Source organism: Streptomyces sp. NPDC051740 (genome assembly GCF_044453165.1).
Lineage (GTDB): Bacteria > Actinomycetota > Actinomycetes > Streptomycetales > Streptomycetaceae > Streptomyces > Streptomyces atrovirens.
On the sequence record NZ_JBITCL010000023.1, the window covers coordinates 75,527 to 88,991 of the forward strand.

11 protein-coding genes and 3 pseudogenes are annotated in these 13,465 nt (G+C 72.9%); 8 read left to right on the forward strand and 6 right to left on the reverse strand.

Annotation, left to right across the window (positions count from 1 at the left end; translation table 11 throughout):
• Positions 1-426: pseudogene (locus ACIA6T_RS29700) on the reverse strand (hypothetical protein); the annotation flags it as partial.
• A gap of 72 nt (positions 427-498) precedes the next feature.
• Positions 499-2,031 (reverse strand): DUF4331 domain-containing protein, encoded by a 1,533-nt coding sequence (locus tag ACIA6T_RS29705; RefSeq protein WP_399449577.1) that lies wholly within the window; start codon positions 2,029-2,031, stop codon positions 499-501.
• 243 nt (positions 2,032-2,274) lie between these two features.
• Here ACIA6T_RS29705 and ACIA6T_RS29710 point away from each other — a divergent pair, with 243 nt between their 5' ends.
• The 3 genes from ACIA6T_RS29710 (at position 2,275) to ACIA6T_RS29720 (ending at position 4,034) form a co-directional block, all read left to right on the forward strand.
• The gene (locus tag ACIA6T_RS29710) at positions 2,275-2,817 is read left to right on the forward strand and encodes a sigma-70 family RNA polymerase sigma factor (protein ID WP_385047442.1); all 543 of its coding nucleotides are present in this window, start codon (positions 2,275-2,277) and stop codon (positions 2,815-2,817) included.
• The gene (locus tag ACIA6T_RS29715) at positions 2,814-3,632 is read left to right on the forward strand and encodes an anti-sigma factor domain-containing protein (protein ID WP_399449578.1); all 819 of its coding nucleotides are present in this window, start codon (positions 2,814-2,816) and stop codon (positions 3,630-3,632) included. Before ACIA6T_RS29710 ends, ACIA6T_RS29715 begins: the two co-directional genes overlap by 4 nt.
• Positions 3,633-3,758: 126 nt before the next feature.
• Positions 3,759-4,034, forward strand: coding sequence for a hypothetical protein (locus tag ACIA6T_RS29720; protein WP_399449579.1), 276 nt, complete (start codon positions 3,759-3,761; stop codon positions 4,032-4,034).
• Between the two features lie 203 nt (positions 4,035-4,237).
• Here the strand turns inward: ACIA6T_RS29720 and ACIA6T_RS29725 are convergent.
• Positions 4,238-4,543, reverse strand: a pseudogene (locus tag ACIA6T_RS29725) (ABC transporter permease); the annotation flags it as partial.
• On the opposite strand from ACIA6T_RS29725, the pseudogene ACIA6T_RS29730 reads away from it, so the two are divergent.
• Positions 4,534-4,692 (forward strand): annotated as a pseudogene (locus ACIA6T_RS29730) (TetR/AcrR family transcriptional regulator); the annotation flags it as partial. The pseudogenes ACIA6T_RS29725 and ACIA6T_RS29730 sit on opposite strands and share 10 nt — an antisense overlap.
• A 3-nt stretch (positions 4,693-4,695) precedes the next feature.
• On the opposite strand, the gene ACIA6T_RS29735 reads toward ACIA6T_RS29730, so the two are convergent.
• From ACIA6T_RS29735 to hmgA, 3 genes are all read right to left on the reverse strand, one after another.
• Entirely contained in the window at positions 4,696-5,880 is a 1,185-nt protein-coding gene (locus ACIA6T_RS29735; protein ID WP_399449580.1) for a type ISP restriction/modification enzyme, read from the reverse strand.
• 25 nt (positions 5,881-5,905) lie between these two features.
• Positions 5,906-6,655: a GntR family transcriptional regulator gene (locus ACIA6T_RS29740; RefSeq protein ID WP_385047435.1), complete on the reverse strand. Its 750-nt coding sequence runs from the start codon at positions 6,653-6,655 to the stop codon at positions 5,906-5,908.
• 147 nt (positions 6,656-6,802) lie between these two features.
• On the reverse strand, positions 6,803-8,116 hold the full coding sequence (gene hmgA, locus ACIA6T_RS29745) for a homogentisate 1,2-dioxygenase (RefSeq protein WP_399449581.1): 1,314 nt from the start codon (positions 8,114-8,116) through the stop codon (positions 6,803-6,805).
• A gap of 176 nt (positions 8,117-8,292) precedes the next feature.
• On the opposite strand from hmgA, the gene ACIA6T_RS29750 reads away from it, so the two are divergent.
• From ACIA6T_RS29750 to ACIA6T_RS29765, 4 genes are all read left to right on the forward strand, one after another.
• Complete coding sequence (locus ACIA6T_RS29750) at positions 8,293-8,922, forward strand: hypothetical protein (protein WP_399449582.1); 630 nt, start codon at positions 8,293-8,295, stop codon at positions 8,920-8,922.
• Complete coding sequence (locus tag ACIA6T_RS29755; protein WP_399449611.1) at positions 8,922-9,539, forward strand: TetR family transcriptional regulator; 618 nt, start codon at positions 8,922-8,924, stop codon at positions 9,537-9,539. The genes ACIA6T_RS29750 and ACIA6T_RS29755 overlap by 1 nt, the downstream gene beginning before the upstream one ends.
• A 106-nt stretch (positions 9,540-9,645) precedes the next feature.
• Positions 9,646-11,910 carry a molybdopterin oxidoreductase family protein gene (locus ACIA6T_RS29760; RefSeq protein ID WP_399449583.1) on the forward strand — a complete coding sequence of 755 codons (2,265 nt, stop codon included), beginning with the start codon at positions 9,646-9,648 and terminating at the stop codon, positions 11,908-11,910.
• Positions 11,911-12,008: 98 nt separating this feature from the next.
• A complete protein-coding gene (locus tag ACIA6T_RS29765; RefSeq protein WP_399449584.1) occupies positions 12,009-13,460 on the forward strand; it encodes a CitMHS family transporter in 1,452 nt (483 codons plus the stop codon).
• Positions 13,461-13,465: the final 5 nt, after the last annotated feature.

A 13,465-nucleotide genomic window follows, 5' to 3' on the forward strand; every position in this document is an offset into this window, starting at 1 on the left:
CTCTGCCCGCGGGTGACGGGCGGTCTCCGTCCCGTCCCCGGCCGACACGCGGTCGGTGGTGTCCGCCCCGCACCCGTTTCCCGTCCCGTGCCCGGCTTCCGGGTCACGTTCCGCTGCCGCGCGGCGGTCGGTCTCCGGTCCGTTCTCCGTCTGCGTACGGCCGGTGGGCTCCGCGCCGCGAGTGGCCTTCGGGTCGTGTTCCGCCTCCGCGCGGCGGGTGGCCTCCGGTTCGTGTTCCGTCGCCGCTCCGCGCGCGTTCGGCCGTCCTCGGCGCGGCTCCGGCGCGTGCTCCTCTTCCGGTGTTCCGGTCGGCGGCCCGCCCCCGGTCGGTGGTCGTGGGGCGTCCGGTGTTTCCCCGTGGCCGGATGCCGGCGGGGCGGTCGCCCGCTCGTCGTCGCCGGTGCTGTCGTTCGTGCGCGGAGCCATGGTCCCTCCTCGGTGTTCGGCGGCGCGGCCCGTGCCGTGGGGACGGGCCGCGCCGGTCGGGGTGGGCCGGGGTCAGTACGCCCGGCCGCGCATCCGGCGCCACCACATCAGCGCCGCGCCGATCAGCAGCAGCCCGCCGGCCCCCGCCCCGGCGGACGCGGCGATCAGGGTCGTGTTGTCGGACCCCTCCGCGCCCGCCGGCCGCAGCGCGTCACCGAGCTGGTTGCGTACGTCGTTGCCGCTGTCCACGCCCTCGGCGAGCGGGCCGCGCGAACCCTCCGTCGGGTTCGCCAGATACGGGAAGACCGTCCCGAACTCCTTGTCGTTGGCGTCGACCGCGTCACCCAGGTCGTTCTCCGCCCCGACCAGTTCCCCTTCGACGACCTGGAGCGAGGCGTCGATCACGTCGTCCGTCAGCCGCCGCCCGTTGGGGAAGCCGGCGTTGTCCCCGTCCAGGACGCCCAGCCGCTTCGGCTCGGCGGCCGGCTCGATCGACGTGTTCAGCCGCAGCATCTCCGACGGCGTCACGTGCGGCGGCTGGTTGAGCCCCTCGACGCCCTTCAGGAACACGTCGACCAGGTCGTCGCGCGGCTCGTCGGGGGCCGGGATCCTGTAGATCGCCTCGATGAGCTTCGGCAGCTCCGGCTCGGTGACGTTCTTCAGGAACTGCGCGTCGTCCCACGGCGCGGACGCGTTGAACGTGTCCTTGTCCTCCAGCGGGTTGACGACCTCGTTCACCAGCGGGCTGCCCAGCCGCGACACCTGCACGAAGCGCCCCTCGGCGTTCTTGCGCTGTGTCGTCGACCAGATGCCCACGACCGGCTGGTCCGCCGACTCGGTGATCATGTGCGTCGGCACCTGGAGCGCCAGCGAGTTGACGTTGTAGCCCTTGAGCGTGTCGTTGCCGACCTCGGAGAGGTTCCCGCCGTACAGCAGGTCGAAGACCCGCAGGTCCAGGAAGAACGGGTCGTCGGCCTGCCCGGCGAACGTCGTCGCCCCGCCCGCCAGTTCGCGCACCGCCTGCTTGCGCAGGGTGTCGTAGTCCGGCATGGACGCCTTGCCGACGTTCGACGGCGCGACCGGCACGTCGTCCGCGATCTTCGTACGGGACACCGCGTGCTGGTCCTTCAGCTTCAGCAGCTCGATGTCGTAGGTCTGCGTGATGTTGAGATCCTGGTCGTCCAGACCGGTGACCGGGCCGGTGTTGTAGAGGAACGTCCTGTCGTTCTTCGTGTGCGTCCTGAACGTGTAGCGGAACAGCAGCTCGCCCTGCGCGTCCCCGTTGTTGTCGATGTGGATGTCGTACTGCGCGTCCTCGGCGAACGTGAAGAAGTTCGGTCCGCCGGCCGGCTCCTCGAAGGGGATCCAGTTCGCGATGATCGTCGTCGTGTCCGGCTTGTCGGTACTGACGAACGCGTACAGGTCCGTGTTGTCGTACTGCGGGGTGCCCGAGATCAGCGGGGCCTCCCGGTGGGAGGAGGCGGAGGCCGCCTCGGGTTCCAGCGCGGTCACGCCGGCGGCCGCGAGCCCCCCGGCGGCCAGCGCCCCACAGATCAGGGTCGCGAGACTCCCGCGCCCCGTACCGGTCCTGGAGTCAGTTGTCATGCCGTCCGTCCTCAGTGCCGACTTGCCTTGACGCACTGGTTTTCGGAGCGAACGGCGGGCCGGATTGGTCGAGTTCGGAAATTCTTCCGGGCCCCTTCCGCCGGACCCGTACGCCCGTGGTATTTCTCGCTGCCGACCCGCGTTTTCGGTCCGTCGATCCGTACTTACCGTCCGGAGGCTCGCTCGCCGCGCATGCCTCGTGTGACCGGGCGGCCCGCAGGGGCTTGGAGAGGGGGATGCGCGTTGGAGGCGGACGAGCTGCTGATGCTTGTGGCCGGAGGTGACCAGAAGGCGTTCGAGGACCTGTACGGACTGGTCTCCGGGCCGGTGTACGGGCTGGTGCGGCGCGTGGTGCGCGATCCCGCCCAGTCCGAGGAGGTGGCCCAGGAGGTGCTGCTCGAACTCTGGCGCTCCGCCGCGCGGTTCGACCCCGGCCGGGGCAGCGCGCTGTCCTGGGTCCTCACCCTCGCCCACCGCCGCGCCGTCGACCGGGTGCGCAGCGCCCGCGCGGCCGGCGAACGCGAGCAGCGCGAGGCCCGGCGCGGCCACGGCCCCGCCTTCGACCAGGTCGCCGAGGAGGTCGAGGCCGGACTCGAACGCGAGTGGGTGCGCCGTTGCCTGGACCGCCTCACCGCGCTCCAGAGACAGTCGGTCACCCTCGCCTACTACGACGGCTACACCTACCGCGAGGTGGCGGAGCGGCTGTCGCTGCCGCTGGGCACGGTCAAGACCCGTATGCGCGACGGACTGACCCGCCTGCGCGACTGCCTGGGAGGCGCGGCATGAGCCTGTTCGACCGACTGCCGCGCCGCGGGGACCCGCACTCGCTCGCCGCCCCCTACGCCCTCGACGCCCTGGAACCCGCCGAACGCGTCCGCTTCGAGAAGCACCTGAGGTCCTGCGCCCGCTGTACCGCCGAGGTGCGGGACCTCGCCGAGGACGCCGTCCGCCTCGCCTGGTCCACGGCCGCGCCCGCGCCCGCCGCGCTGCGGGACCGGGTCCTGGCCGCCGTACGGACCACCCCGCAGGAACCCGCGCCCCGGGAACCGGCACGCGCGCGTGCCACGCGACTCCCGCCGCACGTCTGGGGCGCCGCGCCCCCGCCGCGCCTTCGCGAGCGGCGCCGTACGCCGCTGTTCGTGCCGTTCGCGACGGCCACCGCCGCCGCGGCGCTCGTCGTCGCCGCGCTCTTCGCCGTCCAGGCGGACCGGACCCAGGACCGACTGGCCGCCGAGCGCGACCGGTCACGTGAGATCGCCCACGTTCTCGCCGCTCCGGACGCCCGCGCGAGCAGCGGCCGGGACGCGCGGGGCCGCACGATCGGAGTGATCGCTTCCGCATCGACCCGCAGCGCGGTCGTCACCCTCGGCGGATACGGCGACCCTCCGAACGGACGTGTGCGCCAGCTCTGGCTCATGGGCCCGGACGCACGACCGCGTTCCCTGGGGCTGTTCGAGGGCGACGCGCCCTTGATCGCCTCCGGCCTCGACACCGCCGCGACGTCACTCGCCGTGACCGTCGAACCCGATGGCGGGTCACCGCGGCCCACCTCACAACCCATCGTCCAACTCGCCCTGAAAACGGTCGGATTCGGAGAGTAATCGACGCGTGTTCGTCAACCCCCTTATGGGGAAGGTGAATCCTGTGACCTCGATACACGAGTGCCCGGACGGGACGATAGGGTTACCCTGCCCGGGCCGGGTGGACTCGTACGGGTGGGGAGTGACATGGAACAGATAACAGTGCGCAGCAGGGCCAGGGTCCCTGCGATCACGTGCGGTAGCAGCGCGACCAGTTCGCGCCTCGACCGCCATCTCTCGGTTCTCGGGGGCCCCGCGGTCCCGCGGCGGGAGACGGCCGAGGCGACGTCGCTGATGCGCGAGCTCATCGCGCGTGACACCGCGCACGACCGCGGCGCCAGGAGCGCGCGGGCCCGGGCGAGCCGCGTCTCGCTCTTCGCCCCGCTGCGTCGGCTGCGCCGCTCCCTGTTCGGCAGCCGGTAGCGCCGGCGCCCGGACGGCCCACCTCCGTCCCGGCGCGGCGCCCCCGCCCCCGACCGTCATCCCCACGGCGCGCGGCGGCCCCCGGCGCCCGGCCCGACACCGGCACCTTCCCGTGCCGGCGCCCCCCGTTCCCACCCGGTAGTGCTCCGGGGGCACGCCGGCCGGCTCCACCCTGGCAGGTACCTGACACCCACCCCGGGGTCTCACCCCTTCCCGCGCCCGTACTGCCGTACCGCGAGCGGTACGAACACCACCAGCAGCACCGCGCACCACCCCAGCGACCCCGCGACGGGATGCGCCACCGGCCAGGCCGCCCCGTCGGGCACGGGCGCGTTGCCGAACAGATCCCGCGGCGCCGTCGCCACCGCGCTGATCGGATTCCACTCCGCGACCGTACGCAGCCCGTCCGGCAGCCCCGCCGTCGGGATGTACGCGCTGGACAGCAGCGGCGGCAGGAACGTCGCCCCGCCCAGCTGACCGGCCGCCTCCTCGTTCCGGGAACGCGATCCGGATCGCCTGCCTGGGCGGCCGGATCGCGACCGGCGCGTACCCGCGGATGGCGGCGGCCTTCGCGGAGGACGCCGGGCCGATCGATCCGGAGGCGGTGTTCGAGCGGGCGATCGGCCGGATGCCGGACGGCTTCGAGCCCCGCCGCTGACCCTCAGATCAGCGCGAGCTGTCCCTCCGGCCCTTCCTCGTGGGCGTCCAGCACCGAGGCGGGGCGGCGTGCGGAGGGCGGCACCGGGAGCACGCCCGCCGCGCGCAGCTCGGCCGGGGTGACCGGGTCGGGGAGCGCGGTGTCCGTCAGCGCCCCCTGCTCCGGGCGCAGTTCGGCCAGCAGAGCGAGGACCGTGATCAGTTCCAGGAGCTCCGAGGTCCAGGTCCGGGGCCAGCCGGCCGGCCCGATCGCGGCCAGGGTGCCCGGCTCGGCCGGCTCCGTGCGGGCCGCGAACCACTGCTCCAGCACCCGGACACCGCCGGCCTCGAAGTCCCAGGCCCCGGGCGGCACGGGGGAGATGCGGCCCTCGTCGAGCAGCAGGGTCTCCTCGTCCCGGTCGTAGTCCACGGTCACCGGCCGGGAGGGCAGCGGGGCGCGTACGTACGGGCGGCGCCCGCCGGGGAGCTTGGGCCGCTCCCCGTCGCGCCGCGACAGCCACAGCATCCGGCGGCCCACCGCGACGCCCCGCGCCCACACACCGGCGTCCCCGGTGAGCGGCACCACGAGCCCGGCGGGCGTGGCGCGCGCCGCCGCCATCGCCCAGGCGAGGACGTCCCCCGGCGAGGTGTCCCGGCCCAGCCTGGCGGCGAGGTGGCCGGTCAGCCCCGGGGCCAGGTTCGGCTCCGCGGCGCCCGGCCGGCGGTACAGCGGACGGACACGGCCGGTGCGCAGCAGCGGTGGCAGGGACGTGGCCAGCAGCGCCGGACCGGTGAGGGCCGGGGCCGTGCCCGCCTCCACGACGAAGATCTGCCGCTCGTCCGCCACCCGCCACAACTCCGGCCGGGCCGCGTCGATCAGCCGCTGATCAGGGATCAGCCACTGCTCGTCGAACGGGGCGTACAGGACCCGTATCGGCTCGGGACACGGGCCCGACGCGCGGGCCAGCCTCTCCGTGCCGCCGCCGCGCCCCGGCAGCTGACCGACCGCCGTGTGCGGCGTCCTGGAACGGGTCGACCCGAACAGCGCCTCGCGGTCCGGCCCCTCGGCCTTCACCAGGGCGTCCCAACGGGCCTTCAGGGACGCCGCGTCGGGGGCCGCCGGCCACCCCCGGCCGAGCCGCGGCGGTGCGACGGACCACGGCATGAGGTCCGCCAGCAGCGGAGCGTCGTCGTGCGTCACGCAGGGCATCGTACGGCCTGTGAGGGGTGGAGGATCAGGTGGCGTCCAGGGTCACCGTGAAGGAGAAGCGGTCGCCCCGGTAGTTGATGACGGCCACGTCCAGGGGACGGCCGTCGGTGTCGTAGGTGATGCCCGTGTAGTGCAGGATCGGGCTGAGCAGCGGTACTTGGAGCAGCCGGGCCGTCTCCGGGTCCGCGAGCCGCGCCTCCACCGTGTCCGTGATCCGGCTGATGTCCGCGCCGACGACGTCCCGCAGCACCTTGGTCATCGGCCACCGCAGCAGGTCGGCCGGGTCGATGCGGGCGGCCAGTTCGGGACGGACCCAGTTGCGGGCGTGGTTGGTCGGCTCGCCCGTCTTCTCGTCGCCGCGCAGCCGGTGGTACGCCGCCGCCTCGGACAGGTCCGGGAAGTACTCGGCGATCTCCGCCGGCACCGGCGCGGGACCGTGCTCCAGCAGCTCGGTCGTCATACCGGACTGCTGGGCCACGATCGCGTCCACCGAGCCCAGCAGCCGCACCGGGGCGCCCCGCCGGGCGCCGGGCTCGATGAACGTGCCGCGCCGGCGGTGGCGGGTGATCAGCCCCTCGTCCTCCAGCTCCTTCAGCGCCTGCCGCATGGTCAGCACGCTCACTCCGTAGTGCCCGGCGAGCTGTTCCTCGGTGGGCAGGCGCAGGGGGTCCTGGGGCGAGCGGCCGAGGATCGAGGCGCGCAGCGACTGCGACACCTGGTACCAGAGCGGCAACTTGCGGTTCAGGACGATCGAATCCGGAGCGAAGGAGGTCACGGGCTATCCGTACCGGTCGGAGAGCTTTCAGTGCAACGTGAGCCGCAGGGGTGCGCCGGTGCCGGGAGGCCGAGCGCGCGCAGGCCCGGCGGGCTGAGCACGGTCGGGCTCCCGGCACCGGCTGGGGCACCCCGGAGGCGAACCGGATCAAAGCGTCCGGAAGTGACGCTCGAGGCCCTGCCACACCTCGTCGTAGCCCTGCTGCAGGTGTTCCGCCCGTGCCGCCTGGGGGGTCAGGGACACCGGCCAGCGGGTCTCGAACATGAAGGCCAGACCGTCGTCGATCTTCTGCGGGCGCAGCTCCGCGGCGCTCGCCCGGTCGAACGTCTCCCGGTCGGGGCCGTGCGCCGACATCATGTTGTGCAGCGAGCCCCCACCCGGCACGAAGCCCTCCGCCTTCGCGTCGTACGCGCCCTCGATCAGGCCCATGTACTCGCTCATCACGTTCCGGTGGAAGTACGGCGGCCGGAAGGTGTCCTCACCCACCAGCCAGCGGGGCGCGAAGACCACGAAGTCCACCCCGGCCAGCCCCGGGGTGTCGCTCGGAGACGTCAGCACCGTGAAGATCGACGGGTCGGGATGGTCGTACGAGATGGTGCCCATCACATTGAAACGGCGCAGGTCGTAGGCGTAGGGCACATGGTTGCCGTGCCAGGCGACGACATCGAGCGGGGAGTGGTCGTACGTGGCCGACCACAGGTTGCCGCAGAACTTGTTCACCACCTCCACCGGCCCCTCGACGTCCTCGTACGCGGCGACGGGCGCCCGGAAGTCCCGGGCGTTGGCCAGCCCGTTGGCGCCGATCGGGCCGAGGTCGGGGAGCCGGAACGCCGCCCCGTAGTTCTCGCACACATAACCGCGGGCAGAGTCCTCAAGGAGGTCCACACGGAACCGCACCCCACGAGGAATCAACGCGATGTGTCCCGGCTCCACATGCAGCAGTCCGAACTCCGTGCGCAGCAGCAGCCCGCCGCGCTCCGGGACGACCAGCAGCTCACCGTCGGCGTCGCTGAAGACCCGGTCCATCGAGGCGGTGGCGTGGTACAGGTGCACGGCCATGCCGGCGCGCTGGGTGACGTCGCCGTTGCCGCCCAGGGTCCACAGCCCGGCCAGGAAGTCGATGCCCCCGTCCGGCTCCGGCAGCGGGTTCCAGCGCAGCCGGTTGGGGTCGGGCACGGTCTGGGTGAAGGGCGCGGTGCGCAGCGCCCCGTTGCCCGTGCGGGTGAACGCCGGGTGGGCGGCCGACGGGCGGATCCGGTACAGCCAGGAGCGGCGGTTCTCCGCGCGGGGCTCGGTGAACGCCGTACCGCTCAACTGCTCCGCGTACAGCCCGAGCGGCGCGCGCTGCGGCGCGTTGCGGCCCTCGGGCAGGGCGCCCGGGACCGCCTCGGAGCTGTGCTCGTTGCCGAAACCGGAGAGGTGTTCCAGCCGCTCGGCGATCTTGCGCGCGTCCCCGCTCATGCCCGGTGCTCCCTTGCGATCGGATTCCTATGCAACACCGTAGGATTGCGATTTCCGCGGCGCAAGAGGAAGACGCGATCTCCGTCCCCCCTCCGTCCTCCTCCTCTCGACGGAGGACACGGAACCCGACTTCAGGGGGATCCGCGAGGTCGTACCCGTGTTCTACGCTCCCGGGCATGTCGTGGACGCGGAGCCTGATCACCGCGCTCGCGGTCTGTGTCGCACTCCTGGCCGGATCCGCGGGCTGCGGTCCGAGCGATGTCCGGGGGCAGGACGGGAAGCCGTCCTCGCCGGCCGGTGAACTCCTGGACGAGCGGGACGAGGAGGGCCGCCCCTACCGCGAGGTGGCCGCGGAGGACGCGCCCGCCGTCGGTGTCGAGGTCACCCCCGACACCGACGGCGGCTGGGACGTACGGCTGACCGTGCGCAACTTCCGCTTCTCCCCGGACGGCGCCGGCGGGCGCGCGGTCGCCGGCCGCGGACTGGCGCACCTGGAGCTGAACGGCCGCCGCGTCGCCCTGCTGCGCACCCCCGAGTACCACCTCCCCGGCGACTCCGTCCCGCGCGGCACGCACCACGTCACCGCCCGCCTGTACGCCGACGACGGCTCGGTGTGGGCCGTGGACGGCGAGCCCGTGGAGAGCACGGCCGACATCACCGTGTCGGACCGGGAACCGAGCCCCGCCCCGAGCGCCGCGCCGAGCGCCGCGCCGATGGGCTCGGCACCCCCGAAGCCGGCGCGCGGAACGGACGGGCGGGGTCCCGGCGGAGGGCGAGGTTCCCCGGGCGGGGACGAGCGGGCATGATGAGGCCCGTGCCCCACGCGACATCGCTCCGCCGAGCGCCGGTGCAGCGGCGCAGCACCGAACGGCTGGCCAGGATCCTCGACGCCTGCGCCGAACTCCTCGACGAGGCCGGCTACGACGACCTCAGCACCCGCGCGGTCGCGGAGCGCGCCGGCGTGCCCATCGGCTCGGTCTACCGCTTCTTCGGCAACAAGCGCCAGATGGCCGACGCGCTGGCCCAGCGCAACCTGGAGCGCTTCACGGAACGGGTCGCCGAACGCGTCGAGGTCACCGGTGACCGGGGCTGGCGGCACGCCATGGACGTCGTGCTCGACGAGTACCTCGACATGAAGCGCACCGCCCCCGGTTTCTCCCTCGTCGACTTCGGCAACCAGATACCCGTCGGCACCCGCCGCGCCGAACCCAACCACCGCGTCGCCGACCGCCTCACCGACCTGCTCTCCGGCTACCTCGGCCGCGCGGTCGACGACGACCTGCGCCGCGCCTTCCTCGTCGCCGTCGAGACCGCCGACGCCCTCGTCCACCTGGCGTTCCGGATGGCGCCCGAGGGGGACGAGAAGGTCATCGGCGAACTGCGCGAGATGCTGCGGGCGTATCTGGCCCGGACGCTGGACTGAACGGCCGTACCGCAGAGCCTCCGGGCAACCCCTCCCCTCCATGCCTACCGGTCGGTATGCTCGGCCCGTCCGCGCGTCACCGCAGCCGCCGCACCCGGGAGGTCCCGTGTCCCGCACCGCCCTTCGTATCTGCCCCCTGTGTGAGGCCACCTGCGGCCTGACGCTCACCATCGACGACGGCCGCGTCACCGGCGCCCGCGGCGACCGTGACGACGTGTTCAGCAAGGGCTTCATCTGCCCCAAGGGCGCCGTCTTCGGAGCCGTCGACTCCGACCCCGACCGGCTGCGCGCCCCGCTCGTCCGCGTCGACGGGGAACTGCGCGAGGCCACCTGGGCGGAGGCGTTCGACGCCGTGGCCGCCGGGATACGGCCCGTCGTCGAACGGCACGGACCGCACGCCGTCGGCATCGTCCTGGGCAACCCCAACGTCCACACCATGGCCGGCGCCCTCTACCCGCCCGTGCTCATCGCCGGGCTCGGCACCCGGAGCCTGTTCACCGCCTCCACGGTCGACCAGATGCCCAAGCACGTCTCCAGCGGACTGCTCTTCGGCGACGCCAACGCCATTCCCGTACCCGACCTCGACCGCACCGACCACCTGCTGCTGATCGGCGCCAACCCCCTGGAGTCCAACGGCAGTCTGTGCACCGCCCCCGACTTCCCCGGCCGGCTCAAGGCGCTCAGGGCCCGCGGCGGCACCCTCACCGTCATCGACCCGCGCCGCACCCGCACCGCCCGCCTCGCCGACCGGCACCTCGCCGTCCGCCCCGGCACCGACGCACTGCTGCTCGCGGCGCTGGCGCACGTCCTGTTCGACGAGGGCCTCGTCGACCTGGGGGAGCGGGCACCGCACATCACGGGCCTGGACGACCTCGCCGCGGCGCTGCGCGACTTCACCCCCGAAGCCGTGGCCCCCGCCTGCGACGTCGACGCCGCCACCCTCCGCGCCCTCGCCCGGGAACTCGCCGCCGCCCCCACCGCCGCCGTCTACGGCCGCATCGGGAGCTGCACCGTCCCGCACGGCACCCTCGCCAGCTGGCTCGTCGACGTCCTCAACATCCTCACCGGCAACCTCGACCGGCCCGGCGGCGCCCTCTTCCCGCAGGCCGCCACCGACAGGACCCCGCGCCCCGCAGGACCCGGCCGCGGCTTCGCCCTCGGCCGCTGGCACTCCCGGGTGAGCCGGCACCCCGAGGCCAAGGGCGAACTCCCGCTGTCCGCCCTCGCCGAGGAGATCGACACCCCCACCGACGAGGGCGAGCCGATCCGCGCCCTCGTCGCCGTCGCCGCCAACCCGGTGCTCTCCGCCCCGGACGGCGACCGGCTCGACAAGGCGCTCGGCTCGCTCGACTTCATGGTGAGCGTCGACCCGTACCTCAACGAGACCTCACGCCACGCCGACGTCGTCCTGCCGCCGCCCCCGCCCGCGCAGAGCCCGCACCACGACTTCGCCTTCAACACCCTCGCCGTACGCAACCAGGTCCGCTACACCCGCCCGGCCGTCCCCCTGGAGCCCGGCCGCATGGCCGAGACCGAGATCCTGGCCCGGCTGATCCTCGCCGCGACCGGCATGCACGGCGCCGACCCCACCGCCGTCGACGCCATGGTGATCGACCAGACCCTCTCCAGGGCGGTCCGGGAGCCGCACTCCCCGGTCCACGGCCGCGACCCGAAGGCACTCGCCGCCCTGCTCACCGGCGCCGACGGCCCCGAACGGCGCCTCGACACGATGCTGCGCCTCGGCCCGTACGGCGACGGCTTCGGCGCCGACCCCGACGGTCTCACCCTGGAGAAACTGCTCGCCCACCCGCACGGCATCGACCTCGGCCCCCTGCGCCCGCGGCTGCCCCAGCCGCTGAAGACCCGCAGTGGCACGGTGGAGCTGCTGCCGGAACCGATCGCCGCCGACCTCCCCCGACTGCGCGCCGCCCTCGACGAACGCCCCGTCGGACTCGTCCTCGTCGGCCGCCGCCATCTGCGCTCCAACAACAGCTGGATGCACAACGTGCCCGCCCTCACCGGCGGCTCCAACCGCTGCACCCTGCACCTCCACCCCGAGGACGCCGGACGCCTCGGCGTACGGGACGGACAGCCGGTACGCGTCAAGGGCGCCGGGGGAGAGGTGACCGCCCCCGCCGAGGTCACCGACGCCGTGCGCCCGGGGGTGGTGAGCCTGCCGCACGGCTGGGGACACGACCGGCCCGGCACCCGTACCCGGCACGCCGCCGCCGACCCCGGCGCCAACGTCAACCAGCTCCTCGACGGCAGCCTCCTCGACCCGTTGTCGGGCAACGCCGTCCTCAACGGCGTCCCCGTCGAGGTGGCCCCACTGAGCGCCGCCGTGACCGAAACGTTCGGCGCTCTGACCTGAGCAAAGCTGTGACCTGGGGTTTTGCGCTTATTGCTCGCAGGCCAACATCTTGTTAACGCCGCTTTACGGAACCTAACGTCGACGCACCGCCGGCCCTGGTGGGATGTTCAAGGGCGAACGTTAGGTATCCACTCATGCTGACCATCCTCGGCTTCGCCATGATCGCGACCTTCCTGGTCCTGATCATGATGAAGAAGATGTCGCCGATCGCGGCGCTCGTGCTGATCCCCGCGCTGTTCTGTGTGTTCGTCGGCAAGGGCGCCCACCTCGGTGACTACGTCATCGACGGCGTGTCCAGCCTCGCGCCCACCGCGGCGATGCTCATGTTCGCGATCGTCTACTTCGGTGTGATGATCGACGTCGGACTCTTCGACCCGATCGTCCGCGGCATCCTCCGGTTCTGCAAGGCGGACCCGATGCGGATCGTCGTCGGCACCGCGCTGCTCGCCGCGATCGTGTCGCTGGACGGCGACGGCTCCACCACCTTCATGATCACCGTCTCGGCGATGTATCCGCTGTACAAGCGCCTGAAGATGAGCCTGGTCGTGATGACCGGTGTCGCCGCCATGGCCAACGGCGTGATGAACACCCTCCCCTGGGGAGGCCCCACGGCCCGCGCGGCGACCGCGCTCAAGCTCGACGCCAGCGACATCTTCGTCCCGATGATCCCGGCCCTGCTGGTCGGCCTGCTGGGCGTCGTCGTCCTCGCCTACGTGCTCGGTCTGCGCGAGCGCAGGCGGCTGGGCGTGCTGACGCTGGACGAGGCGCTGGTGAAGGAGGAGGCCGAGGAGAACGAGACGGTCCTCGTCGGCGCGGGCGGCGGCACCGGTACCGCTTCGGGGAAGCGCACCGGCGGCTCCGGCTCCGGCTCCGGCACGGACGCCGACGGTGACGCCGAGGACGACGACTTCCGGGGCCTCGACCCGAACCGCCCCACCCTGCGCCCCAAGCTCTACTGGTTCAACGCGCTGCTCACGGTCGGCCTGCTCACCGCCATGATCATGGAGCTGCTGCCGATCCCGGTGCTGTTCCTGCTCGGCGCCGCCCTCGCGCTCTCCGTCAACTTCCCGCACATCCCCGACCAGAAGGCCCGGCTCGCGGCCCACGCCGACAACGTCCTCAACGTCTCCGGCATGGTCTTCGCCGCCGCCGTCTTCACCGGCGTCCTCCAGGGCACCGGCATGGTCGACCACATGGCCGAGTGGATGGTGGACGTCATCCCCGAGGGCATGGGCCCGCACATGGCCCTCGTCACCGGCCTGCTGAGCCTTCCGCTCACCTACTTCATGTCCAACGACGGCTTCTACTTCGGTGTCCTGCCCGTCCTCGCCGAAGCCGGCGCCGCGCACGGCGTCTCCCCGCTGGAGATGGCCCGCGCCTCCCTCGTCGGCCAGCCGCTGCACATGTCCAGCCCGCTCGTCCCCGCCGTGTACGTCCTGGTCGGCATGGCCAGGGTCGAGTTCGGCGACCACACCCGGTTCGTGGTGAAGTGGGCGGCCATGATCTGCCTGCTGATCCTCGCGGCCGGAATCCTGTTCGGCATCATCTGAGCCGG

Bases quoted from the DNA above. Each gene is read 5' to 3' on its own strand.
- ACIA6T_RS29720 (WP_399449579.1), top strand. From the start codon at position 3,759: ATGGAACAGATAACAGTGCGCAGCAGGGCCAGGGTCCCTGCGATCACG.
- ACIA6T_RS29755 (WP_399449611.1), top strand. From the start codon at position 8,922: ATGAGGCCCGTGCCCCACGCGACATCGCTCCGCCGAGCGCCGGTGCAG.
- ACIA6T_RS29705 (WP_399449577.1), bottom strand. From the start codon at position 2,031: ATGACAACTGACTCCAGGACCGGTACGGGGCGCGGGAGTCTCGCGACC.
- ACIA6T_RS29735 (WP_399449580.1), bottom strand. From the start codon at position 5,880: ATGCCCTGCGTGACGCACGACGACGCTCCGCTGCTGGCGGACCTCATG.
- ACIA6T_RS29715 (WP_399449578.1), top strand. From the start codon at position 2,814: ATGAGCCTGTTCGACCGACTGCCGCGCCGCGGGGACCCGCACTCGCTC.
- hmgA (WP_399449581.1), bottom strand. From the start codon at position 8,116: ATGAGCGGGGACGCGCGCAAGATCGCCGAGCGGCTGGAACACCTCTCC.
- ACIA6T_RS29750 (WP_399449582.1), top strand. From the start codon at position 8,293: ATGTCGTGGACGCGGAGCCTGATCACCGCGCTCGCGGTCTGTGTCGCA.